We start from the raw sequence: 23677 nt of genomic DNA on the forward strand, positions 1-23677 counted from the left end.
AAGTCCTTTCGCTACTTGCTGGCCACCCGCCGGTACCGCGCCGTCGCCAGCGGGGCGAAGATCGCGATGATCGCCACGCAGCACAGCACCGAGTAGAGCGCGGCGTGCTCGGCGGGCCAGCCGGCCTGCGGCGCGCCGAACCGGTTGCCGAACAGTTCGCGGGTCGCGTTGATCACGGCGGTGAACGGGTTCCATTCGGCGATCGCGCGCAGCGCCCCCGGCAGCTTGTCGAGCGGCACGAAGGCCGAGGAGACGAAGCTGAGCGGGAACATCCAGATGAGCCCGGCGCTCTGGGCCACCTCGACACTGCGGGCGGTGAGCCCGATGAGCGCGCCGACCCAGGACAGCGCCCACGCGAACATCAGCATCACCAGGTAGCCCAGCACCGCGTCGGCGAAGCTGCCGCGGATGCGCCAGCCGACGATGAGCCCGCACAGCGACATCACGATCAGCGCGACCACGCTCACCACGAGGTCCGAGGTGGTGCGGCCGAGCACCACCGCGAGCCGCGACATCGGCAGCGAGCGGAACCGGTCGATGATGCCCTTCTGCAGATCGTTCGCGAACCCGATCACCGTGAAGGCCGAGTTGAACGCGACCGTCTGCGCGAAGATCCCGGCGATCAGGAACTCCCGGTACGCCGCGCCGCCCGCGTCCCCGCCGATGGCGTTGCCGAAGACGTAGGCGAACAGCAGCACGAACATGATCGGCTGCAGCGTCGCGGCCATCAGCCAGTCCGGGTTGCGCCGCACGTTCATGAGGTTGCGCCAGGTGATGACGCCGCCGTCGGACAGGCCTTTCGCGATCGCGTTCACTTCTCCTCCTCGCTCGCGCCGTGGCCGGTCAGCGAAAGGAACACGTCGTCCAGCGTGGGCCTGTGCAGCCCGACGTCCTGCACGACGATGTGCTCCGCGTCGAGCCTGCGCAGGGCCTCGATGAGCGCCTTCGGCCCGGTGTCGACGAGGATCTCGGCGCGCCTGGTGTGCTCGTCCGCGGTGGGTTCGCCGGAGCCGACCTCGCGCAGCACGCGCAGCGTCGCCGGCAGGTCTCCGGCGGAGGCGAGCACCAGCTCGAGCCGTTCGCCGCCGGTCTGGGCCTTCAGCTCGTCGGCGGTGCCGCGCGCGATCACCCGGCCCTTGTCGATCACCACGATGGTGTCCGCGAGCTGATCGGCCTCCTCGAGGTACTGGGTCGTGAGCAGCACCGTGGTGCCGTCCGCGACGAGTTCCTTGATGACCTCCCACGTGTCGATGCGGCCCGCCGGATCCAGCCCCGTGGTCGGCTCGTCGAGGATCACCACGGCCGGCTCGCCGACGAGGGCGCCCGCCAGGTCGAGCCGCCGCCGCATCCCGCCGGAGTACCCCTTCGCCGGCCTGTCGGCGGCTTCCTGCAGCTGGAACCGGGCGAGCAGCGCGCGCGCCCGCTCGCGAGCGGCGGCCCGCTTCCGCCCGTAGAGCCGGCCCACCATGTACAGGTTCTCGTAGCCCGTGAGGTTCTCGTCGACCGCCGCGTACTGGCCGGACAGGCCGATTTCCCGGCGCACGGCGTCGCGCTCGGTGACCACGTCGTGCCCCGCGACCCACGCCTCGCCCGAATCAGGGCGCAGCAGCGTGGTGAGGATGCGCACGGCGGTGGTCTTGCCGGCGCCGTTCGGGCCGAGCAGGCCTAGCACATGCCCGGTTGGGATCTCCAGGTCCACCCCGTCCAGTGCGCGTGTCTGACCGTACGTCTTGACCAGCGCGCGCGCCCGGACCGCGATTTCCGGTGGCGACATTGCGATGTTCCCCCCTTTGTCCTCCTTGTCGAGGACCAACATAAGGGCAGGCACCGACAAAAACGTCAGGGTTTTTCCCTGGCTCGACCGGCCACTCGATCCGGGCGCCCGCGGCTTCCCGGCCCGGCCGGGCGGGACGAGATCGGTCCGCCGACGGGCGCGGCGGTGGTGAGGATCCGCACCGCGACCGCCATCCGGGCCTCGGCCCGAAATGCGACCTCTTCTCCGTTCACCTCCGCGTCGCCAGAGGATCACCGGAGTGGAAGCAGAACGGTGTTCTCCGCGGGGCCGACGCGAGGGTGAGAGGATTCAGGCAACCACCCGATCGGAGCAGAGTCCTCACCCACAGCTTCGAACCCGGGCCATATCCGGCCGTCTTCTCACCCTCGGTGAACAACGGCCGGAGTCGCGCCGGGCCTCCGTCGCTCCTTCGAGGAAAACGGATCCAGGTTTTCTACCGGAAATGCACGTGCACGTGGCGCGTGCATTTACCCGTGCAGCCGGCGGTGGTAGTTTGCTGGCTGCAAGATGCACGTGCATCCCAGGCTCCCTCGCGGGTACGAAGGACGGCGATTCGACCATGGGCTCCACGCACGACACAGACACGGTCGAAACCCGGCTGATGGACCTCATCGGCCGCGGTTACCGCTTCATCCATCCCCGTGACTCGGACGGCGCGGTCGTCGCGGTCGTCGGAGTCCGCCCCCATGGCACCGTCATCGACATTCTGCGCCTCGACGCCGAGAACGACGCCACCGCCCTCCGCGTGCCCGCCGACGAGCAGGATCCGCTCACCCCGACCCGCACCCTCTGGCACTGTCACGGCGCGGCCGATCAGGTGCTCGACAAGCTGCTCGCGCTCCCCGACGAGGCGGCCGCGATCTCGCCCGCCGGCTGATCCTTTCGCCCCAAAGGGAAGATCCGGGGTTCCGCTCGCGCGGCGCATGGCTCAGGATGTCGCGGTGCACAGTGTGGCTGCGTTCGGTGATGGTGCTGAGATTCCCTTGAAAAGACAGGCGGAAACCGCCGGTGAACCCGATCTGCTCATAGCGTTGAAGGCCGCGCAGGGCGGCGACGAGGACGCGTTCCGCCGGCTCTACCGCGCGATCCAGCCGGGTATGGTGCGGTATCTGCGCGTTCTGACCGGTGAGGACGCCGAGGACGTCGCTTCCGAGGCGTGGCTGCAGATCGCGAAAGGACTGTCGTCGTTCAAGGGCGATTTCGACGGGTTCCGTGGCTGGGCAACGACGATCGCCCGCAACCGGGCGCTGGATCATCTCCGCCGCCTGCGCCGCCGCCCGCTGGCCGCCTTCACCGACGAAGAGCTCATGGAACTTCCGGGCCGCGCGGACACCGCGGGGTCCGCTGTGGACTCGCTCGGCACCGACGCCGCGCTCGCGCTGATCGCGAAGCTGCCGCGCGACCAGGCCGAAGCCGTGCTGCTGCGAGTGGTCGTCGGGCTCGACGCGGCGGGTGCCGCGAAGGTGCTCGGCAAACGTCCCGGTGCCGTCCGCACCGCGGCCCACCGGGGGCTGCGGAAGCTCGCCGAGTACCTCGGGGAGGCCCGGTGAACGGCGGGAGTGACACTTTCGACGGCCGCGACGCTGAAGGACATGAGATGAGCGCGAACCGATCCCGTCGCATCGACCGGCGCACCGCTGAGCAGCTGCTTCGCGGTGAACCGGACCGTATGCGCGAGACGGAACGGGATGCCCTGAGCGAACTGCTCTCGGCGGCCGCCGCCCCCGCGACCGAGGGCGAGCTCGCCGGCGAGCAGGCCGCTCTCGCGGCGTTCCGCGCCGCTCATCCGGTCCCCGTCCTTCAGCCCCGGAGAACCTCGATGATCAAGACCACGCTGGCGAAACTGCTCACGGTGAAGGTCGCGGCCGTCGCCGCGGGCGCCGTGGCGGCAGGCGGCGTCGCGCTCGCCGCCACGACCGGCACCCTGGCCCCCCATTCGGGCGGCAGCACTCCCGCGCCGGCAGCCACCAGCCACGCCCCCGACGTGGCGCCCACCCCGCAGAACGATCAGTCCGTTGCGGGACAGGACAAGCAGACCGGCGCCGGCGGCAGCGACGCCACGCCTTCGCCGTCGCTCATCGGACTGTGCCAGGCCTACACCGCCGGCGCGGGCTCGGACCACGGCAAGGCGCTCGACAATCCCGCGTTCTCGGTCCTGATCACCACCGCGGGCGGCAGGGACAAGGTGGCGCAGTACTGCACCGGCCTGCTGAGCGACCACGGGAAGCCCGAGACCACCCACCCGGCGGCGCCTTCGGCGGCCGACAAGCGTCCTACCGAGACACATCCGACCGGCGCGCCGGCCACGCATCCGTCCGGCCCGCCGGAGACGCGTCCCAGCCACTGACCGCCGCCCCCCAGCGGCGACGGCTCCCACGCCCACTTCTTCCACGGGAGCCGCCGCCTGTGGACGAGCGGCGGGTACCGCCCCCCAGGCCCGCCGCTCGTCCCCCTTCAAACTGGCCGATCGCAGGAGAGGCGCGATGCTGAACTCTTGCCCGCACACGGTTGCGGCCGCGAGCTACCTGCTCGGCGTGCTACGCCCGGCCGAAAGCGAGGAATTCGGGCGCCATGCCGAGGATTGTCCTTACTGCCGCAGGGAAATCGTGGAGCTGCGGCCGGTCACGCGCGTGCTCGGTGAGGTCAAGGCACAGGCGCGCCCGTGAGTCATTCGCCGCGCAGCGAACGCCGGATCTCGGCCAGTTTCTCCTTGGCGACGCGATCGCGTTCGGCGATCCGTTCGTCGACCTCGGTCGTGTCACCGGACAGTTCGGTCATGCCCTCGGCGACGGCGGCGCGGTGCTCGATCCGGTCGCGGACGTAGTCGAAGGTCGGCACCCCGTCTCCGGTGTAGTCGCCCTGGATCTGCGGGTCGTCGGTCATGGGACCAGTCTGCCACCGCCGCCTACCCTTGCCTCATGAAACGGACTTCGTTCGCGAACTGGCCGTGTTCCATCGCGCGCACGATGGACCTGCTCGGCGACTGGTGGACCCCGCTCGTGCTGCGCGAGGCGTTCTACGGCGTCCAGCGGTTCGACGCGTTCCAGCAGACGCTGGGCATCGCCCGCAACACGCTCGCGGAGCGGCTTCGCCGCCTGGTCGGTGAAGGGCTGCTGGAGAAGCGGCCGTACCAGAGCGAGCCGGTCCGGTACGACTACGTGCTGACCGAGAAGGGCAAGGACTTCTTCGGCGTGCTCGCCGCGATGTCGCGCTGGGGCGACCGCTGGCTCGCGGGCGAGGAGGGCGTGCCGGTCGTGTTCCGGCACCGCGCGTGCGGGCACGAAACCCACGCCGAGGTCGTGTGCGCGCACTGCGGAGCCCCGCTCACGGCCGAGGACACCACGGCCGGCACGGGGCCCGGCTTCCCGGAGCGGCTCAAGGGGAATGCCGAGGTGCGGCGACGGTTCTCCCCGGCTTGACAAGCTGAGTCCTGTTGAGAAACTCTGTCCGTCATGGAGTGGACGGGGGCGCGGTACGCCGACCGGCCCACGGTCGAGGTGTCGACCTGGGTCGGCGCGGCACCGGACCGGGTCTGGGCCCTGGTGGCCGACATCGGACTGATGCCGCGGATGAGCGGCGAGTTGCGGTCGGTCGAATGGCTCGACGGCGCCACCGGTCCCGCGCTCGGCGCGAAGTTCGCCGGCCACAGCCGGCACGAAGCGTTCGGCGAATGGTCGACCACCTCGCACGTCGTCGAGTACGAACCGGGGCGGGTGTTCGGCTGGGCAGTGGAGGATCCGGGCCATCCCAGCTCGCGCTGGCGGTTCCGGCTCGAACCCGCCGGTGAGGGCACGCTGCTGTCGGAGTGGATGCAGGTCGGGCCGGGGCGTTCGGGGCTGTCGATGGCGATCGACCGGATGCCGGACAAGGAACAGAAGATCGTCTTCGTGCGGCTGCGCGAGCTCGAACGGAATATGACGGCGACGCTGCGGCAGCTCAAAGAGCTCGCGGAGGCCTGATGCGCACGGCCACCACCGTCGAGGCTTCCGGTGGCGACAACTGGCGCGAAACCGCCGATTTCGTGGTGGAGGCCGAAAAGCTGGGGCTCGACGTCTGCTGGGTGGCTGAGGCCTGGGGTTCCGACGCCCCGTCGGCGCTCGGGTTCTACGCGGCCCGGACCGAGCGGATGCTGCTCGGCTCGGGCGTCATCCAGGCCGGCACCCGCACCCCGGTCGCCATCGCGCAGGCGGCCATCACCCTGTCGAACCTGTCTGGCGGGCGGTTCCTGCTGGGACTCGGCGTGTCCGGGCCGCAGGTGATCGAGGGCCTGCACGGGGTGCCGTTCGCGCGGCCGCTCGCGCGCCTGCGCGAGACGGTCGAGATCGCCCGCCGGGTGTTCGAAGGCGGCAAGATCTCCTACTCCGGTTCGCGGTTCCAGATCCCGTTGCCGGGTGACGCGGTGCCGATGCGGCTGTCGATGCGCGCGCACCACGAGATCCCCGTCTACCTGGCCACCCTCTCGCCCGCGATGCTACGGCTGACCGGGGAGATCGCCGACGGGTGGCTGGGCACGAGTTTCGTGCCCGAAGGCGCGCCGGGAGCGTACTTCGCCCATCTCGGCGAAGGACTCGCCCGCGCCGGGCGGTCGCGGTCCGACCTGGATGTCTGCCAGGGCGCCGAGGTGGCGTTCGCCCGGGACGAGGATGCCTTGCGTGTCATGGTGGCCGGGCGGAAGAAGGAACTCGCGTTCAGTCTCGGCGGGATGGGTTCGTCGTCGGCCAACTACTACAACCAGGCCTACGGCAGGCAGGGATGGGCCGAGGTCGCCGGCGAGATCCGCGCGCGGTGGCAGGCGGGTGACCGGGACGGCGCGGCGGGTCTGGTCACCGACGAGATGGTGCTGGGCACCACCCTGATCGGCACCGAGGCGATGGTGCGCGACCGGCTGCGCGTATGGCGCGACGCCGGGGTGGACACGGTCCGGCTGTACCCGGCGGGGGAGACCCTGGATCAGCGGCTGTCCACTTTGTCCCGCGCGATCGACCTCGTGCGGCAGGCGTAACCCTCCTGCGCGAACCGCGCACCCCCGAACGCCGAACTCACCCGCAGCGAATTCCGACTCGCGCGTCTTGAAAGCCGGACTCGCGGGTGTGTCGCGAGTCCGGCTTTCGGCGCGCGCGAGTTGGGGTTTCGTCGTTGCGCGAAGTGCGCAATTTGACATAGTGTTGCGCATATAGCGCAGCCCGGTCGTCCCCGGGCTTGACACGTTCAAGGAGGAGCGTCGTGGCCGTTCCCATCAAGCGCCGACTCGAAGCGATCCCGGGCGGGATGATGATCGTCCCGCTGCTGGCCGGGGCGGTGCTCTACACCGTCGCCCCGGGCACCGGGAAGTTCTTCGGCTCGTTCACCGGAGCCCTGTTCTCCGGCTCGCTGACCATTCTCGCCGTGTTCTACGTCTGCATGGGCGCCGGCATCGAGGTCAGGGCGACGCCGTACATCCTGAAGAAGGGCGGCGCGCTGTTCGCCGCCAAGGTCGCGGTCTCCGTGATCGTCGGGATCATCCTCGGCCGGCTGCTGGGCGAACTGCCGATCGGTTCGGGCGCGTTCGCGGGGCTGTCCACGCTCGCCGTGGTCGCCGCGATGAACGACACCAACGGCGGGCTGTACATGGCGCTCATGGGCCAGTTCGGCAAGGGCAAGGACGTCGCCGCCTACTCGATCATGACCATCGAGTCCGGCCCGTTCCTCACCATGCTCACCCTCGGTGCCGCCGGCCTGTCCGCGTTCCCGTGGCAGACCCTCCTCGGCGCGGTCCTGCCGCTGCTGGCCGGCATGCTGCTGGGCAACCTCGACCCCGACATGCGGGCCTGGCTCGGCCGCGCGGTGCCGGTCCTCATCCCGTTCTTCGCCTTCGCGCTCGGCTCGAGCATCAACCTGAAATCGGTGTGGCGCGCGGGCCTGCTCGGCATCGGGCTCGGGCTGTTCGTGTTCCTCGTGACCGGCGTCGTGCTGCTGCTCGCGGACAAGTTCACCGGCGGCAACGGGGTCGCGGGTATCGCGGCCGCCTCCACCGCGGGCAACGCCGCGGCGGTACCGGCGATCGTGGCCGCGGCCAACCCCGCCTATCACGCCGCGGCGGCGCAGGCGACGATTCTGGTGGCGGCTTCGGTGGTGGTGACCTCGCTGCTGGTCCCGTTCGCCACCGCATGGTTCGCCGCCAGGGCCAGGGAAGGGCAGATGATCGAGCAGGAGCAGTCGTGACCGGCCGCCTCGTCATCGTCGCCGACGATCTCACCGGGGCCGCCGACGCCGCGGCCGCCTTCGGCCCGTTCGCCGAGGTCGCACTCGACGCCTCGGCCGCGCTGCCGGGCGCCGAAGTCGTCGCGGTCGACACCGACAGCAGGCACCGCGGCGCGGCGTTCGCGGCCAAGGCGGTGACCGCCGCGGTGCGCGCGGCCGCCGCCGCGGGTTTCCCGCTGTACAAGAAGATCGATTCGACCCTGCGCGGCAACATCGCGGCCGAGATCGGTGCCGCGCTGCACGAGCTGTCGGCGACCGCGCTGCTCGCCCCGGCCTTCCCCGGCACGGGACGCACCGTGACCGGTGGCGTCCTCCGGGTCGGCGGCGCGCCGCGAGGCGATCTGCGTGAACTGTTCGCCGGAACTGGTTTGCCCACCGCGCTGATCCCGCTCGAAACCGTCCGCAAAGGACCGTCCGAAGTGGTCGGAGCGCACCGGGCGGCCGGGGTCGCGGTCGTCTGCGCGGACGCCGAGACCGACGCGGATCTGCAGATCCTGAACGCCGCCGCGGCCACGCTTGGCCCCCAGGTGCTGCTCGTCGGATCCGCCGGGCTGACCCGGGTGGCCGCGCGGGCGCGCGGTGCCGGCCCGCGGCCGTTCCCGCCGGCGCCGGATGGAGCGGTGCTCACCGTGCTAGGCAGCTACTCGGCGCTCGCCGCCGAGCAGCGCGCGGCGCTCATGGCTTCCGGCGAGGTCACCGCCGTCCCGCTCGCGGCGCCGTTCGGGCTCGCCGAGCGGAACCGGGCCGCCGCGATGCTGGCCGCGACCGACGGGGACACGCTGCTCGTCCCCGATCCGGGCGCACCGGTCGAGCGCGCCCGCGCCGCGGACGTCGCGGACGCACTGGCCGCGGTCGCCGCCCGTTGCCTGAGCGCGAACCGGGAGCGGCTGTGCGGACTGATCCTCACCGGTGGCGAGACCGCGCGGGCAGTCCTGCTCGCCGCCGGGGTCACCGGATTCGACGTGCTCGGCGAGGTCGAACCCGGGGTGGTCCGCGCGAGCGTGCCCGCGCTCGGCGGACTGCCGCTGATCACCAAGGCAGGCGCGTTCGGCGGGCCGGGCACCCTCGAGCACGCGCGGCGCAGCTTGCACGAGCGGGCCGTTCATCCCACGGCCACGCATTGAACAGGAGGAGGGACCTTTCCATGGCACGACCCATCGTCGCCATCACCATGGGGGACGCCGCGGGCGTCGGACCCGAGGTCGTGGTCAAGGCGCTGGCGCATGAGGAGCTGTACGGCTCCTGCCGTCCGCTGGTCGTCGGCGATGTCGCGCGGCTGCGCAAGGCCATCGGGATCACCAAGGCCGCACTCGAGGTCCGGGCGGTCGCGGCACCGGAGGACGGCGCCTACACGCCGGGCGTCATCGACTGCCTCGACCTGCGCGTCATTCCCGAGGACCTGCCCTTCGGCACGCTGTCGCCGGTCGCGGGCGAAGGGGCCTACCGGTTCATCGAGGCGGCGACCGAACTCGCGGTGTCCGGCCGGGTGCAGGCGATCTGCACCGCGCCGCTGAACAAGGAGGCGCTGCACGCCGCCGGACACGCGTTCCCGGGCCACACCGAACTGCTCGCCGCGCTCACCGGCACGCCCGAGGTGTCGATGATGCTGTCCGCGCCGAAGCTGCGCGTCGTGCACGTGACCACGCATATCGGGCTGGTGGACGCGGTCGTGAAGATCGAACCGGGCCTGGTCGCGCGCACCATCCGCCGCGGTGAGGAGACCCTGCGCCGCTCCGGGATCGCGCGGCCCCACATCGCGGTGTGCGGGATCAACCCGCACGCGGGGGAGAACGGCCTGTTCGGTCACGGCGAGGAGGAGGAGAAGATCGCCCCGGCGATCGCGGAATGCCGTGCCGAGGGCATCGACGTCGACGGCCCGCTGCCCGCCGACACCGTGTTCTTCCGTGCCGTGCGCGGGGATTTCGACCTCGTCGTCGCGATGTATCACGACCAGGGCCACGGGCCGGTGAAGGTGCTCGGGCTGGATGCCGGGGTGAACATTACGATCGGACTGCCGGTGATCCGCACCAGCGTGGACCACGGCACGGCGTTCGACATCGCCGGCAGCGGGAAGGCCGACGAGGCCAGCATGCTGGAGGCACTGCGGCAGGCGGTCGAGCTGGCGCCGGAGGTGAAGGAGGAGCAGGCTTCGTGAACGCGAGCGCACGGCGGGCGGCGATCCGCGATCTGCTGCGAACCAGGCCGGCCGGGGTCGACGAGCTCGCCGTGCGCTTCGACGTGACCGCGTCGACCATCCGCCGCGATCTCGCCGTGCTCACGGAATCCGGCGAGATCGTGCGCACCTACGGCGGCGCGCTCGCACCCGGCACCGACGAGCAGCCGCTGCACGAGCGCGAGACGATGGCCGGGATCGAGAAGGCCGCGATCGCCCGCGAGGCGGAAAAGCACGTGAAGCCGGGGCAGTTCCTCTTCTTCGACGCGGGCACGACGGTGGGCGCGCTCGCCGCGCGGCTGTCGGGGTGGAGCGGGATCAGCGTGGCCTCGACGGGGCTGACCACGCTCAACGCGCTTGCCGACGCGCAGGGGGTCGAGCTGATCGCGCTCGGCGGGGTGGTCCGGCATATCAGCCAGAGCACGGTCGGTCCGCTCACCGAGCTGGCGCTGACCCGGCTGACCGCGGACGCGGTGTTCCTCAGCGGGGACGGGGTGACGGCGGACCGCGGGGTGTGCGAGGCGAGCGCCGAGCAGGCGTCGGCCAAGCGCCGGCTCATCGAGCAGGCGGGCGAGGTCTTCGTGCTGGCCGACGCGAGCAAGCTCGGCCGGGCCGGCTCCCACTGGTGGACGCCGCTGCCGCCCGCGTGGACGCTGATCACGGACTCGTCGGCGGCGGCCGGGCAGCTCGCCCCGTTCCAGGCGCTGCCCGGCGTCACGGTGATCGTCGCGGAACCGGGCTGAGGTTCAGTCCCCTTCGGGCACCGGGGTCCACAGGCTCGGGAGGTTGACCACGATGCCCTCCTGGCTGCTGCGGGCGATGATCACCACGGCGTCCTCGTCGCCCGGGTTCTCCTCCCGGTGCGGCACGTACGGCGGCACGAACACGTAGTCGCCCGGGCCGGTCTCGAGCCGGATCTCCTCGTCGCCGTCGGCGAACACGAAGACCGGATGCCCGGACTTGACGTAGATCGCCGTCTCCGCCTCGCCGTGATGGTGGTCGCCGGAGTTGGTGGCCGGGCCGACGTGCGTCTCGCCCATCCACACCTTCGACGAGCCGGCGGTCTTGCCCGAGATCGCTTCGAGCCGCCGCATCCCGCTCGTCTGCGTGGTGTCCCCGGACAGCTCGCCGCCTTTGATGTGCCGGAGCGGCCGGTGCCAGTCGTCGGTCATGGCACTGATCAGCCGGCCGAGCGGGCCGGGAGCTTCCAGCCGGGACGGACGAAGTGGCAGGTGTAGCCGTTCGGGTAGTGCTCGAGGTAGTCCTGGTGCTCCGGCTCGGCCTCCCAGAACGGCCCGGCGGGGGCGACCTCGGTGACGACCTTGCCCGGCCACAGCCCGGACGCGTCCACGTCGGCGATCGTGTCCTCGGCGACGCGCTTCTGCTCGTCGCCGGTGTAGAAGATCGCGGACCGGTAGCTCAGGCCGATGTCGTTGCCCTGACGGTTCTTCGTCGTCGGGTCGTGGATCTGGAAGAAGAACTCCAGCAGCTGCCGGTAGCCGAGCTTCGCCGGGTCGTAGACGATCTCGATCGCCTCGGCGTGGGTGCCGTGGTTGTAGTAGGTCGCGTTCGGCACGTCACCGCCGGTGTAACCGACGCGGGTGGCGACGACACCGTCGATCTTGCGGATCAGGTCCTGCATGCCCCAGAAGCATCCGCCGGCGAGGATGGCCTTCTCGGTGGGCGCTGTCATAGCCGTCAACTCCTTCTCGCGGGTTCGCCTCGGCCAGTTTACCGGGGCGAACGCGACCGGGACCGGGCTCGCGAGGACGGTAATCCGCCGGTAAGGACGAGAAGTAGAACCTGTTCTGTCATGGCTTGCGGGCGTCGCTGTCAACACCTTGTTCGCGGTGCGGTCTTATGCTCTACTCCTGATAGAACTTGTTCTAGCAGGAGGTGTGCGACGATGCGAACCCGTGCGGCGGCGCTGCTCGAGCAGCCGGGCAAGTGGCAGCTCGTGGAGGTCGAGCTGGACGAACCTCGCGCCAACGAGGTGCTGGTCCGGTTCGAGGCCGCCGGCCTGTGTCATTCCGACGATCACGCCGCGACCGGGGACATGCCGGTCGGGCGGCTGCCGCTGATCGGCGGGCATGAGGGGGCCGGCGTCGTCGAGGCAGTCGGTCCCGGGGTGCGCTCGCTCGCGGCCGGTGATCACGTCGTGGCGCAGTTCGTCCCGTCCTGCGGGCGGTGCCTGCCGTGCGCGTCCGGGCGCGGGAACCTGTGCGACCTCGGCATCTACGCGCTCGCCGGCTCGCAGGCCGACGGGACCTACCGCGCCCATCTGGACGGCGCCGAGGTCGGGCAGATGACCATGGTGGGCACCTTCGCCCGCCACGCGATCGTGTCGGAGTTCTCGCTGACCAAGGTCGACGACGACATCCCCTTCCACGTCGCCGCGCTGCTGTCCTGCGGGGTGCCGACCGGCTGGGGCTCGGCGGAGTACGCGGCCGAGGTCGAGGCCGGGCACACGGTGATCGTGATGGGCGTCGGCGGCGTGGGGATGAACGCCGTCCAGGCGGCCGCGACCCGCGGCGCGTCGCACGTGATCGCGGTGGATCCGGCGGCGTTCAAACGTGAGCAGGCGGCGACCTTCGGCGCGACGCACACCTTCGCCGACATCGACCAGGCGGCCGACTTCGCCCGCTCGGTGACCGGCGGGCAGGGCGCGAACTCGGTGATCGTGACCGTCGGTGTCACCACCGGCGAGCACGTGGCGCAGGCGGTGAACGCGGTGGCGAAGTTCGGCACGGTCGTGGTGACCGGGATCGGCGACGTCAAGGCCGAGGGGCTGCCGATCAACCTGTGGCTGCTCTCGATGATGCAGAAGCGGATCCAGGGCGTGATCTTCGGGATGGGCACGCCGAGCTTCGAGATCACCCGGCTCGCCGGGATGTACAAGGCGGGGCGGCTCAAGCTGGACGAGCTGATCACCAGGACTTACCGCCTGGGCGAGGTGAATCAGGCCTATGCCGACATGCATGCCGGCAGCAACATCCGCGGCGTGATCCTGCACGAATCCTGAGGCCGGGAGTATAACGACCTATACGGCGGTGAATGTTTGCCTGAGCTTCGCCGCGAGGTCGTTTTCGCGCCGTGCACGGTGATCAGACTGGTCGGTCGACGGCGGGCGCCGAACCGCCCTGACGATCCCCGGAAAGAGACGTGTTCATGACCGACCTCAACCGCCGCCGGTTCCTGCAAGTGGCCGGTGGTACCGCCGCGGCGACGATGCTGACCGACAGCATCGCCCGCGCGGCGGCCATCCCCGCCAACCACCGCACCGGGAGCCTGCGCGACATCGAGCACATCGTCGTGCTGATGCAGGAGAACCGCTCGTTCGACCACTACTTCGGCTCGCTTCGCGGCGTGCGCGGTTTCGACGACCCGCGGCCGGTGGCGCTCGCGAACGGCAAACCGGTCTGGTACCAGCCGGACGGGACGAAGGACGTCCTGCCGTTCCGGCCGCAGGTCGGCAACCTCGGCCTCCAGTTCATCCAGGACCTCCCGCACAGCTGGACCGACACGCACGCGGCGTGGAACCAGGGCAAGTACGACAACTGGGTCCCCGCGAAGGGCACCACCACGATGGCGTACCTGACGCGCGAGGACATCCCGTTCCACTACGCGCTCGCCGACGCGTTCACCATCTGCGACGGCTACCACTGCTCGTTCCTGGGCTCGACCGACCCGAACCGCTACTACATGTGGACCGGGTACACGGGCAACGACGGCAAGGGCGGCGGCCCGGTCATCGGCAACGACGAGAAGGGATACGGCTGGACCACCTACCCCGAACGCCTCGAGGAGGCGGGGGTCTCGTGGAAGATCTACCAGGACATCGGTGACGGCCTCGACGCGAACGGCTCCTGGGGCTGGATCTCCGACGCGTACCGCGGCAACTACGGCGACAACTCGTTGCTGTACTTCAACCAGTACCGCGACGCCCAGCCGGGAAACCCGCTCTACGACAAGGCCCGCACCGGCACCGACATCAAGAACGGCGGCGGGCTGTTCGACGCGTTCAAGGCCGACGTCGAGGCCGGGCGCCTGCCGCAGGTCTCGTGGGTCGTCGCGCCCGAAGCGTTCACCGAGCATCCGAACTGGCCCGCGAACTACGGCGCCTGGTACGTCTCGCAGATCCTCGACGCGCTCACCGCGGTGCCGCAGGTGTGGAGCAAGACCGCACTGCTGGTCACCTACGACGAGAACGACGGGTTCTTCGACCACGTCGTGCCGCCGTACGCGCCGCCGTCGGCGGCCCAGGGCGCGTCCACTGTGGACACCACGGGAGAGGTCCTCGACTCCCTGCCCTACGGCCTCGGCCAGCGCGTGCCGATGCTCGTGGTCTCGCCGTGGAGCAAGGGCGGGCGGGTCTGCTCGGAGGTGTTCGACCACACCTCGATCATCCGGTTCATCGAGCGCCGCTTCGGGGTGCACGAGCCGAACATCTCCACGTGGCGCCGCGCGATCACCGGCGACCTGACGTCCGCGTTCGACTTCTCGCGCACGGAGACCTCGGTGCCGGCGCTGCCCTCGACGGCCGGTTACGCACCGCCCGACGACAAGCGCCACCCCGACTACGTGCCCACCCCACCGGGCAACCCCGCGCTGCCGAAGCAGGAGCGCGGCCGCCGCCCCGCGATGCCGCTGCCGTACGACCTGAGCGTCGACGCGTCGGTCGGCGGCGGCACGCTGACGCTGCGGTTCGCCAGCAACGGCACGGCGGGCGCGGCTTTCCACGTGACCTCGGCCGGCGGCGCGACCGGGCCGTGGAGCTACACCGTCGGCGCCGGGCAACAGCTTTCCGCGCAGTGGAGCCTTTCCGACGGGGCGTACGACTTCACCGTGCACGGCCCGAACGGCTACCTGCGGCGGTTCGCCGGCGGCGGCACCGGGGTCGAGGTGGCCGCCCGGCCCGCCGGCGACAGCGGTGACCTGATGGTGGTCCTGACCAATGGGGGCGAGGCCACGGCGCTCGTCGCGGTCGCCAACGCGACCGGGTACGGCTCCACCCGGCCGGTGTCCTACCGGCTGCGCCCGGGCGCGCGGGTGGTGCACACCGTGCGGACCGCGCAAACGGCGGGCTGGTACGACCTGTCCGTCACCGACGGCGCGTTCGTGCGCCGGCTCGCCGGACACGTGGAGACCGGCCGGATCACGCTGTCGGATCCGGCGCTCGGCGCGCGCTGACCTGCCGCGGCGGGATCCCGGTCACCGCAGGCGGAAACCGAGATCCCGCCCGGCTTCGCGCAGTTCCTCCCGGACGCCGGGATGCGCCACCTGGTCGATGATCTGCTGTGCCTGATCCGCGGCGTCGTGCCCCCAGATCGTCGCCGTGCCCTGCTCGCTGACGATGAAGCTGTGCTGGAACGAGGTCACCGGACCGGTCAGCCGCGGCACGACGGTCGACACTCCGGCCTTCGGATGCCACGACGGCAGGGCGATCACCGCGCGCCCGCCCGGAGAATGCAGGGCGCCGACGACGAAATCCGTCTGGCCGCCGAACCCCGAGTAGATGACCCCGCGCACGCGGCCCGCGTTCGCCTGCGCGTACAGATCGACCTGGAGCGCGCCGTTGATGGACACCAGCGCCGGCTGCCGGGCGATCAGTCCCGGATCGTTCGCCTTCTCCGTGCGCAGCATCCGGACTCGCGGGTTGCGGGCGACCCAGTCGTACAGTTCCGCGCCGCCGAACGCGAACGAAGCCGTCACCGGCACGTCCGGATCGAGCGCGCCGGCTCGCTCCAGGGCCAGCACGCCGTCGCTGAACATCTCGGACCAGATCTTCAGGCCCCGGCGGTCCGACAGGGCCTCGAGGGTCGCGTCGGGCACCCCGCCGATCCCCAGCTGCAGCGTCGCGTTTGCCGGCACCAGTTCGGCGACCCGCGAACCGATCACCCTCGACACCTCCGCGGGCGGGCGCGGCGCCGGGCTCGGCAGCGGCTCGTCGACCTCGATCGCGTAGTCGATCTCGTCGAGGGTCAGGACGGCGTCGCCGAAGGTGTAGGGCATGCGGGGATTCACCTGCGCGACGACGATCCCGCCGCGGGCCCGGACCGCCTCGACCGCGGCGGGCAGGATGTTGACCTCGGTGCCGAGCGACACCGTCCCGTCACTGGGCACGCTCGTGTGCAGCAGCACGATGTCTGGTGGCAGCGCATCGCCGAGCAGGTGCGGCACCAGCGAAAGCCGCGACGGGAAGTAGCGGAGGCCGGGCTTGCCGCGCATCCCGCTCCCGACGAACGGCGTCTCGAGCGTGACGCCTTCGCGGTCGGGAATTCCCGCCTGCGCGTTGAGCATGAACAGCCGGTACTCGGCCACCGCCTTGTCCAGGATCGTCAGTGCTCCCGATGGCGTGGCGAAGTTGCCGCTGGCGACGACGCGCGGCACGCCCGGTACGCGGGCAAGGGTCGCGGCAAGCTGGTTCTCGGTGATCGTCCGCACGTGAGGATTCTCCCGGCTCAGGCGTGCAGGTGCGCTGCCCAGTCCTGCGGCACGCGGCCGGCCGGGCCGGGTGCGGTCTGGTCGAGCGGGCGGTGTTCGGGCCCGGCAAGCGCCGGACCGCGTTCGTACGCGGTCTCGTCGCGATAGTCCCAGAACCATTCCTCGCCCGGCTCGAAGCTGCGGACGAACCGGTGGCCGGTCTCGGCGAAATGCGCCGTGGCGTGCTGCATCGGCGAGGAGTCGCAGCAGCCGATATGCCCGCAGGTCGCGCATCGCCGCAAGTGGAACCACCAGCCGGGCGGATCGGCCGCCTCGCAGCCGGCGCATCCGGTACCGCTGGGCCGCGCGTCCGGTTCGATGCCTTCCATGCGCTCACGATACCCAGCCGGAAGCTGAACGTGGTGGGCGCGGACCGGGACGATCGTTTCCTTGTCGCGGCGGCCGGCCGGACGTGTGTCCGCCTGGGCTTTTTCAGTGCTTGACTTCCCGGATCCGGCGTACAAAGGTAGCGGGCGTACAGTCGTCCGTCTAGCGGACAGTCGTACGGATCTTGACACGAAGGAGCGTCGCGATGAACCAGCCGAACGAGTTCGCCCCTGGCCGGCCCGTGGTCCTGCGCGGTGGCACCGTCCTGACGATGGACGCCGGCCGCCGGGTGTACGAGCGGGGGGACGTTCTCGTGACCGGCGACCGCATCACCGCGGTCGGGCCCGAACTGGAGGCGCCCGCGGACGCGGTGGTGATCGACGCGAGCGGCGGCATCGTCATGCCTGGCATGATCGACACGCACCGGCACCTGTGGCAGACCGCGATGCGCGGCTACGGCGCCGACTGGACGCTCACGCAGTATTTCGTGTGGTACTACCTGGAAAGCGGCAAGCTCTTCCGGCCCCAGGACGTGCACGCGGGCAACGTGCTCGCCGCGATCGAGGCGCTCGAATCCGGCGTGACGACGGTGGTCGACTGGTCCCACGGGCTGCAGACGGTCGAGCACGCCGACGCGGCCGCCGACGCGCTGCGGTCGGTGCCGGGCCGGTTCGTCCTGGCCTACGGCAACATCCAGGCCCCGCCCGCGGAATGGACCGGCGCGCCCGAGTTCCGCGACTTCGTCAACCGCCGCGTGACCGGTGACGACATGTTCGGCTTCCAGATCGCCTTCGACGTCACCGGCGACCCGGCTTTCCCGGAGAAGCCGGCGTTCGAGGTCGCCCGCGACCTCGGCGTCCCCGTCACGACGCACGCCGGCGTGTGGGGCGCGACGGGCGACGAGGGCATCAAGCTCATGCACGACCACGGTTTCATGACGCCGGAAACCATCTACGTGCACGCCGCCTCGCTCTCGGCGGACTCCTACCACCGGATCGCGGCGACCGGCGGTTCCATCTCCGTGTCCACCGAGAGCGAGCAGAGCGCGGGCCAGGGCTACCCGCCCACCTGGCAGATCCGGGCCCACGGCATCCCGGTCTCGCTGTCCATGGACACGTCGGTGTGGTGGAGCGGCGACCTGTTCTCCGCGATGCGCACGACGCTCGGCGCCGACCGGTCGCGCGAGCACCTCGAGGCGCACGCCACGGGCGAAACGGTCACGCACGCGAGCCTGCGGGCCGAGCACGTCGTGGCGTGGGCGACCCGCGGCGGGGCGCACGCGCTCGGCCGCGAGTCCGATCTGGGCACCCTCGAACCGGGCAAGAAGGCCGACATCGTGCTGATCAAGAACGACGACTCCGCCGTCTCGTTCCCGTTGCTCAACCCCTACGGGCACGTCGCGTTCCAGGCCCAGCGCGGGGACGTGCACACGGTGCTGGTCAACGGCAAGGTGGTCAAGCACGAGCACCGCCTCGTCGGCATCGACCTGGCCGCGGTGCGCCGCGAGATCGACGAGACCGTCGGCTACCTGCGCTCGACGCTCGGCGCGGAGGCCTGGCAGCAGGGGATGAACCCGGACGTCCCGGAGACCAAGATCCTCGACAACCCCTACACATACACCGAATATCGCAGCGCCGCGACGCACACGAAGGCCGGTTTGAAAGGAAAAGAATGACGGGTCCACTTGCCGGAATCCTGGTCGCGGACTTCTCCAGGATCCTCGCGGGGCCGTACGCGACGATGCTGCTCGCCGATATGGGCGCCGACGTGGTGAAGGTCGAAGGCCCTCGCGGGGACGACACCCGCACCTGGATGCCGCCCGTGCGCGACGGCGTCTCGACCTACTACCTCGGCGTGAACCGCGGAAAGCGCTCCATCGCACTGGATCTGCGTGACGAGGCGGACGCGAAGATCGCGCGGGAACTCGCGCGGCGCGCCGACGTGGTGATCGAGAACTTCAGACCGGGCGGGCTCGCGAAGTACGGGCTCGACTTCGAGACCGTGCGGGACGGCAACCCCGCGGTGATCTACAGCTCGATCAGCGGGTTCGGTTCCGGCGCAGGGAAGGACGTGCCGGGCTACGACCTGATGGTGCAGGCGATCTCGGGGCTGATGAGCCTCACCGGCGACCCGGCCGGCCCGCCGTACCGGGCCGGGATCTCGGTGTTCGACGTGATGGCCGGGAACCACGCCACGATCGGCATCCTCGCCGCGCTGCGGCACCGGGACGCCACCGGGCAGGGCCAGCACGTCGAGGTCAACCTGCTCTCCTCGGCGCTGACCGGGCTGGTCAACCACAGTTCGGCGTATGTCGCGTCCGGCACCGTGCCGTACCGGATGGGCAACGCGCATCCGAGCGTGTTCCCGTACGAGCCGCTGCCCACCGCCGACAACGACCTCATCATCACCGCCGCGAACGACGGTCAGTTCCGGAAACTGTGCGAGGTGCTGGGCATTCCCGAGATCGCCGACGATCCGCGGTTCGCCCGCAACGCCGACCGGACCGAGCGGCGCGAGGAGCTGCGCCCGATCCTGGCCGAACAGCTGCGCAAACGTGGCGCGCTGGAATGGTTCGACCTGCTCGTCGAGGCGGGTGTCCCGAGTGGACCGATCAACACGATCGACGGCGGGTTCGCGATGGCGGAACGGTTCGAGCTCGACCCGGTCGTCGAGGTCGCGGGCGTGCCCACGACGCGGCATCCGATCCGGTTCTCCGAAACCCCGGTGAGCTACCGGCTCCCGCCGCCCGGGCTCGACGAGCACGGCGCGGAACTGCGGAAGTGGCTGGAGGGTCCGGATGACTGAGTACCCGACCGCGCTCGGCGCGTCCTCGCTGGAGAAGATCACCTTGCTGGGCCAGGATCTGGCCGGCGACGTGATGGGCAAGGTGTCCTTCGGGGAGCTGGCTTTCTGGCTCGCCACCCAGCGCCGCCCGGCGCCGGGGGAGACGCGCGTGTTCGAGGCGGTGCTCGCGGCACTGGCCGATCACGGGTTCACCCCGACCGCGATCGTCACCAGGCTCACGTACCTGTCCGCGCCCGACTCGATCCAGGGCGCGCTCGCGGCGGGGCTGCTCGGCGGGGGCTCGCGGTTCCTCGGCGTCACCGAGGACTGCGGGCGTTTTCTGCACGAGGTGCTCGCCGGTGCCCCGCTGCCCGCCGACGACGAGGGCTGGGACGCGCTCGCGCTGGAAACCGTGAAATCCCGGCGGGAAGCCGGAAAGTTCATCCCCGGGCTCGGGCACCATGTGCACAAGGACGGCGACCCGCGCACGCCGCGGCTGTTCGAGATCGCCGCCGAGGAGAACCTGTACGGTCCGCACCTCTCGCTGTTCGCGGCGATCGGGCGCGTGCACCCGCAGGTGCTCGGGAAGACGTTGCCGCTCAATGGCGCCGGCGTCTGCGGCGCCGCGCTCGCCGATCTCGGGTTGCCGCTGGAACTGTTGCGCGGCTTCGCGTTGCTCGCGCGTACGGCGGGGCTGATCGGGCAGCTCGCGGAGGAACTGCGGAACCCGGTCGCGAACGAGATCTTCCTGTCGGTGGATCTGCACAACGCATCCGTTCCCCCGGAACCCTATGGAGGTTCACATGGCTGAGCTGGTCGCGGTGATCGCGTCCACGCACCACCCGTTCTACTACCGCGCCAGCACCGCCACGGGCGAGGACCGGCCGCCGTTCGCCGACGAATGGGTGCGCAAGGTGGAATCGTTCCGCGAGACCCTGGCCAGGGCGCGGCCGGACGTGCTGGTGATGGTCGGCTCGGACCATTTCCACCAGCTGTGGCTGGACAACATGCCGCAGTTCCTCGTCGGCAAGGCGCCGGTCTACGACGCCAACTGGTACAACGAGGAACGCGAGTTCGGGCTGCCGCGGATGGTGTTGAAAGGCCAGGAGGACCTTTCGGCGTACGTGCTGCGCGAGGGCCTCGACGCCGGGTTCGACCTCGCGTTCTCCAACGAGCTGCGGATCGACCACTCGATCACCTGCCCGATCATCACCCTGCGCCCGCAGAACGATCTGCCGATCGTGCCGGTCTACACGAACATCTTCGCCCCGCCGCTCCCGCAGCCGAAGCGGTTCGTCCAACTGGGACAGACGATCCGGCAGCTGATCGAGTCCTGGCCGTCGGACAAGCGGGTCGCCGTGATCGGCACCGGGCACCTGTCGCTCGAGCTTGGCGGGCCACGGCAGTTCGGGCCGCACGGGCCGGACCCCGAGTTCGACCGCAAGGCGGTGGACTGGATTTCCGGCGGCGACATCGAGAAGTGCCTCGGCGAGGTGACGCTGGAAAGCCTGCACCTGCCTGGGAACGCGACGCACGGGTTCATGGACTTCATGCTCATGATGGGTGTCGCGGGCGAGGGCGCGAAGGCGGATTACGTCGACACCTACGACCTGTTCCACACGATGGAGGCCTACTTCACCTGGTACCCCGGCGGAGGTGTGCGGTGAGCAAGTACCTGCTGAACAAGTTCCTGTTCACGATCGACCGTGATCCGGAGCTCGTCGAGCGCTACCGCGAGGACCCGGCGGGCACGGTTTCGTGGTGGGAGGCCGAGCAGGCCAACCGGATCCTCGCCTGCCACGACGGCGAGCGCTCGACGTGGCAGAGCTTCGACGAGACCGAGCGGCTGGCACTGTCCACTCACGACTACCCGAAGCTGTTCGAGCTGGGCGCGCACCCGTTCCTGACGCTGACGCTGTTCATCGGGATATTCGAACGGGACCACGAACCGCTGGGCTTCCAGACCGAATACGCCCGCGCCCTCTCGCGATTCACCCTCCCCTACCCCGACATCGCCACCTGACCAGTTCGACGTTGGGTGGTGGGTCAGGTGGCGACGGTCTCCAGAGGGCGGGCGTGCCAGGCGTCCCAGTCGGCGCTGATCGCGCTGGCCGCGCGCAGCAGCAGCGGCAGGTGGTGGTCGACGAGGGTCTCCATCGTCGTCTCGGCGGCGTGGGCGTTGACGTTCACGGCGGCGACCACCTTGCCCTCCCCGTCGCGGATCGGCGCGGCGACCGAGCGGATGCCCAGCGCGAGCTGCTGGTCGGTGGCCGCCCACCCGCGGGCGCGCACGTCCCGCAGCGCGGCGTCGATCTCGTCGCGCTCCGGCGTCCACCGCTGCGGCACGCCCGAGCGGCTCGGTTCGGCCAGCACCCGGTCGAGCTCCCCGGGGCTGAGCGCGGCGAGCAGCACCTTGCCGAGCGAGGTGGGCAGCGCCGGGAAGCGGGTGCCGATGGTCACGGCCAGCGCGACGAGCTTGGGCACCGCGACCCGGGCCACGTACACGATGTCGGACCCGTCGAGCTGGGCGATCGAGCAGGACTCGCCGGTCTGGCTCACCAGCTCGCGCAGATGCGGCCGGGCGAGCTCCCACAGGTTGACCGAGCCGATGTAGGCCATGCCGAGTTCGAGCACGCGCGGTGTGAGGGAGAAGGTGCCGTCCGCACTGCGGACATAGCCGAGCTGCTCGAGCGTGATCAGGATCCGGCGCGCGGTGGGGCGGGCCAGCTCCGTGGCGGCGGCGACCTCGCTGAGCGTCATGGCCGGTCGGCCCGGCTGGAAGCAGCGCAGGACGTCGAGCCCGCGGGCCAGGGCTTCGATGAACTCGGGGTTGCCGTCTCGCCGCATAGGGAGAGGCTACCCGCTGGCCCAGCCTTTCGCGGACAGGTGTCCGTCACATGGCGACGACGACCTTCGCGCGGGCGTGCTCGTCTTCGAGGTAGCGGATTGCCTCGGGCGCTTCGCTCAGCGGGTACGTCCGGTCGATCACCGGGGCCACCTTGCCCGATTCGACGAGCTCACGCAGGGTCGCGAGGTTCTCCCGGCTCACCTTGGCGGTGAAGGCCCGCACCCGCAGGCGGGTGAACCGGTCCGCCAGCGCACCCCTGACGAACAGCGCCACGGGCCCGAGAAAACGGCCGCCCGCCCACATCCCGCCGCCGGAGAGCAGCAACTGGCCTCCCGGCGCCAGGACGCGTCGCAGCCCGGCCAGCGAACGGTTGCCCACCAGATCGAGCACGAGGTCGTACCGTTCGGTGCCCCGGGTGAAGTCCTCGCGCGTGTAGTCGATGACCCGATCGGCGCCGAGCCCTTGGACCAGTTCCACGTTCCGGGTGCCGCATACCGCGGTCACGTTCGCGCCCGAGGCTTTCGCGATCTGCACGGCGAAGGTGCCGACCCCGCCGGAGGCGCCGTTGATCAGCACGCGCTGCCCGGCCCGGACGTGGCCCGTGTCGCGCAGGCCGGTCAGCGCCGTGTTGCCGGCGAGCGGGACGGCCGCCGCCTGCTCGAAGGTCAGGTTCGCGGGCTTGCGGTCCACGGCGTCGCCAGGCACGCACACGTACTCGGCGAACGTACCGTCGGCCTCGCCGTACACCTCGTCACCGGGCCGCAGGCCGGGACTGTCGCCGCTGACGACCTCGCCGGCGAAGTCCCGGCCGCGGACCTGCACCGCAGGGCCGCCGAACCCCATCGGATGGCCCATGAAGCGGGCGACATACGGGTCGCCGCGCATCAGATGCCAGTCGTAGGCGTTGACCGAGGCCGCCCGGACCCGGACGAGGACTTCGCCAGGTCCGGGTGCGGGTTGGGGAATTTCGCGCAACGCCAAGGCTTCGGGTGCGCAGTACCGGTCCTGGACGATCGCCTTCATCGGG

General features: G+C 70.6%; 27 protein-coding genes. 18 read left to right on the forward strand and 9 right to left on the reverse strand.

Annotated features, from left to right (window positions below):
* Nucleotides 1–11: 11 nt before the first annotated feature.
* Together FG385_RS10660 and FG385_RS10665 are read right to left on the reverse strand one after the other, a co-directional pair.
* Entirely contained in the window at nt 12–815 is an 804-nt protein-coding gene (locus FG385_RS10660) for an ABC transporter permease (RefSeq protein ID WP_139096498.1), read from the reverse strand.
* Nucleotides 812–1774, reverse strand: a complete 963-nt coding sequence (locus FG385_RS10665) for an ATP-binding cassette domain-containing protein (RefSeq protein ID WP_139096499.1) — start codon at nt 1772–1774, stop codon at nt 812–814. Before FG385_RS10665 ends, FG385_RS10660 begins: the two co-directional genes overlap by 4 nt.
* A 580-nt stretch (nt 1775–2354) precedes the next feature.
* Between FG385_RS10665 and FG385_RS10670 the strand changes: the two genes are divergently transcribed.
* The 4 genes from FG385_RS10670 (at nt 2355) to FG385_RS10690 (ending at nt 4461) form a co-directional block, all read left to right on the forward strand.
* A complete protein-coding gene (locus tag FG385_RS10670; protein ID WP_139096500.1) occupies nt 2355–2672 on the forward strand; it encodes a hypothetical protein in 318 nt (105 codons plus the stop codon).
* A gap of 106 nt (nt 2673–2778) precedes the next feature.
* Entirely contained in the window at nt 2779–3345 is a 567-nt protein-coding gene (locus tag FG385_RS10675) for an RNA polymerase sigma factor (RefSeq protein ID WP_200834397.1), read from the forward strand.
* A 47-nt stretch (nt 3346–3392) separates the two neighbouring features.
* Nucleotides 3393–4142, forward strand: a complete 750-nt coding sequence (locus tag FG385_RS10680; RefSeq protein ID WP_139096502.1) for a hypothetical protein — start codon at nt 3393–3395, stop codon at nt 4140–4142.
* Nucleotides 4143–4278: 136 nt separating this feature from the next.
* Nucleotides 4279–4461, forward strand: coding sequence for a hypothetical protein (locus FG385_RS10690; RefSeq protein ID WP_139096504.1), 183 nt, complete (start codon nt 4279–4281; stop codon nt 4459–4461).
* Nucleotide 4462: 1 nt separating this feature from the next.
* On the opposite strand, the gene FG385_RS10695 is transcribed toward FG385_RS10690, so the two are convergent.
* The gene (locus FG385_RS10695; protein WP_139096505.1) at nt 4463–4678 is read right to left on the reverse strand and encodes a hypothetical protein; all 216 of its coding nucleotides are present in this window, start codon (nt 4676–4678) and stop codon (nt 4463–4465) included.
* Between the two features lie 35 nt (nt 4679–4713).
* Here FG385_RS10695 and FG385_RS10700 point away from each other — a divergent pair, with 35 nt between their 5' ends.
* From FG385_RS10700 to FG385_RS10730, 7 genes are all read left to right on the forward strand, one after another.
* Nucleotides 4714–5214, forward strand: coding sequence for a winged helix-turn-helix transcriptional regulator (locus FG385_RS10700; RefSeq protein ID WP_139096506.1), 501 nt, complete (start codon nt 4714–4716; stop codon nt 5212–5214).
* Between the two features lie 33 nt (nt 5215–5247).
* Nucleotides 5248–5754: an SRPBCC family protein gene (locus FG385_RS10705; protein ID WP_139096507.1), complete on the forward strand. Its 507-nt coding sequence runs from the start codon at nt 5248–5250 to the stop codon at nt 5752–5754.
* Complete coding sequence (locus FG385_RS10710; protein WP_139096508.1) at nt 5754–6797, forward strand: LLM class flavin-dependent oxidoreductase; 1044 nt, start codon at nt 5754–5756, stop codon at nt 6795–6797. The genes FG385_RS10705 and FG385_RS10710 overlap by 1 nt, the downstream gene beginning before the upstream one ends.
* Before the next feature lie 221 nt (nt 6798–7018).
* Entirely contained in the window at nt 7019–7996 is a 978-nt protein-coding gene (locus FG385_RS10715) for a 2-keto-3-deoxygluconate permease (RefSeq protein ID WP_139096509.1), read from the forward strand.
* On the forward strand, nt 7993–9159 hold the full coding sequence (locus FG385_RS10720; protein WP_160148765.1) for a four-carbon acid sugar kinase family protein: 1167 nt from the start codon (nt 7993–7995) through the stop codon (nt 9157–9159). The genes FG385_RS10715 and FG385_RS10720 overlap by 4 nt, the downstream gene beginning before the upstream one ends.
* 20 nt (nt 9160–9179) lie before the next feature.
* Nucleotides 9180–10190, forward strand: a complete 1011-nt coding sequence (gene pdxA / locus FG385_RS10725) for a 4-hydroxythreonine-4-phosphate dehydrogenase PdxA (RefSeq protein WP_139096511.1) — start codon at nt 9180–9182, stop codon at nt 10188–10190.
* A complete protein-coding gene (locus tag FG385_RS10730) occupies nt 10187–10951 on the forward strand; it encodes a DeoR/GlpR family DNA-binding transcription regulator (RefSeq protein ID WP_139096512.1) in 765 nt (254 codons plus the stop codon). The genes pdxA and FG385_RS10730 overlap by 4 nt, the downstream gene beginning before the upstream one ends.
* 3 nt (nt 10952–10954) lie before the next feature.
* On the opposite strand, the gene FG385_RS10735 is transcribed toward FG385_RS10730, so the two are convergent.
* Nucleotides 10955–11380, reverse strand: coding sequence for a cupin domain-containing protein (locus tag FG385_RS10735; protein ID WP_139096513.1), 426 nt, complete (start codon nt 11378–11380; stop codon nt 10955–10957).
* An 8-nt stretch (nt 11381–11388) separates the two neighbouring features.
* A complete protein-coding gene (gene msrA / locus FG385_RS10740; protein WP_139096514.1) occupies nt 11389–11901 on the reverse strand; it encodes a peptide-methionine (S)-S-oxide reductase MsrA in 513 nt (170 codons plus the stop codon).
* A 213-nt stretch (nt 11902–12114) separates the two neighbouring features.
* Between msrA and FG385_RS10745 the strand changes: the two genes are divergently transcribed.
* Together FG385_RS10745 and FG385_RS10750 are read left to right on the forward strand one after the other, a co-directional pair.
* Nucleotides 12115–13230, forward strand: a complete 1116-nt coding sequence (locus tag FG385_RS10745) for an NDMA-dependent alcohol dehydrogenase (protein ID WP_139096515.1) — start codon at nt 12115–12117, stop codon at nt 13228–13230.
* Nucleotides 13231–13376: 146 nt separating this feature from the next.
* Nucleotides 13377–15398 carry a phosphocholine-specific phospholipase C gene (locus tag FG385_RS10750; protein ID WP_139096516.1) on the forward strand — a complete coding sequence of 674 codons (2022 nt, stop codon included), beginning with the start codon at nt 13377–13379 and terminating at the stop codon, nt 15396–15398.
* A 21-nt stretch (nt 15399–15419) separates the two neighbouring features.
* On the opposite strand, the gene FG385_RS10755 is transcribed toward FG385_RS10750, so the two are convergent.
* Both FG385_RS10755 and FG385_RS10760 read right to left on the reverse strand, forming a co-directional pair.
* Nucleotides 15420–16652 (reverse strand): acetyl-CoA hydrolase/transferase family protein, encoded by a 1233-nt coding sequence (locus FG385_RS10755; RefSeq protein ID WP_139096517.1) that lies wholly within the window; start codon nt 16650–16652, stop codon nt 15420–15422.
* A 17-nt stretch (nt 16653–16669) separates the two neighbouring features.
* Nucleotides 16670–17020 carry a UBP-type zinc finger domain-containing protein gene (locus FG385_RS10760; protein WP_139096518.1) on the reverse strand — a complete coding sequence of 117 codons (351 nt, stop codon included), beginning with the start codon at nt 17018–17020 and terminating at the stop codon, nt 16670–16672.
* Nucleotides 17021–17223: 203 nt separating this feature from the next.
* Between FG385_RS10760 and FG385_RS10765 the strand changes: the two genes are divergently transcribed.
* Genes FG385_RS10765 through FG385_RS10785 form a run of 5 tightly spaced genes read left to right on the forward strand, consistent with a single transcriptional unit; the run spans nt 17224 to nt 21825 of the window.
* Nucleotides 17224–18693 (forward strand): amidohydrolase family protein, encoded by a 1470-nt coding sequence (locus FG385_RS10765; protein ID WP_139096519.1) that lies wholly within the window; start codon nt 17224–17226, stop codon nt 18691–18693.
* A complete protein-coding gene (locus tag FG385_RS10770; RefSeq protein WP_139096520.1) occupies nt 18690–19823 on the forward strand; it encodes a CaiB/BaiF CoA transferase family protein in 1134 nt (377 codons plus the stop codon). The genes FG385_RS10765 and FG385_RS10770 overlap by 4 nt, the downstream gene beginning before the upstream one ends.
* The gene (locus FG385_RS10775) at nt 19816–20613 is read left to right on the forward strand and encodes a citryl-CoA lyase (protein WP_139096521.1); all 798 of its coding nucleotides are present in this window, start codon (nt 19816–19818) and stop codon (nt 20611–20613) included. Before FG385_RS10770 ends, FG385_RS10775 begins: the two co-directional genes overlap by 8 nt.
* Nucleotides 20606–21469 carry a DODA-type extradiol aromatic ring-opening family dioxygenase gene (locus FG385_RS10780; protein ID WP_139096522.1) on the forward strand — a complete coding sequence of 288 codons (864 nt, stop codon included), beginning with the start codon at nt 20606–20608 and terminating at the stop codon, nt 21467–21469. The genes FG385_RS10775 and FG385_RS10780 overlap by 8 nt, the downstream gene beginning before the upstream one ends.
* Nucleotides 21466–21825: a hypothetical protein gene (locus tag FG385_RS10785; protein ID WP_139096523.1), complete on the forward strand. Its 360-nt coding sequence runs from the start codon at nt 21466–21468 to the stop codon at nt 21823–21825. The genes FG385_RS10780 and FG385_RS10785 overlap by 4 nt, the downstream gene beginning before the upstream one ends.
* 23 nt (nt 21826–21848) lie before the next feature.
* Here FG385_RS10785 and FG385_RS10790 read toward each other — a convergent pair whose 3' ends face one another.
* Complete coding sequence (locus FG385_RS10790) at nt 21849–22649, reverse strand: IclR family transcriptional regulator domain-containing protein (protein ID WP_139096524.1); 801 nt, start codon at nt 22647–22649, stop codon at nt 21849–21851.
* Nucleotides 22650–22695: 46 nt separating this feature from the next.
* A complete protein-coding gene (locus tag FG385_RS10795) occupies nt 22696–23673 on the reverse strand; it encodes an NAD(P)-dependent alcohol dehydrogenase (RefSeq protein WP_139096525.1) in 978 nt (325 codons plus the stop codon).
* Between the last annotated feature and the right edge of the window lie 4 nt (nt 23674–23677).

The organism is Amycolatopsis alkalitolerans (assembly GCF_006152065.1).
GTDB lineage: Bacteria > Actinomycetota > Actinomycetes > Mycobacteriales > Pseudonocardiaceae > Amycolatopsis_E > Amycolatopsis_E alkalitolerans.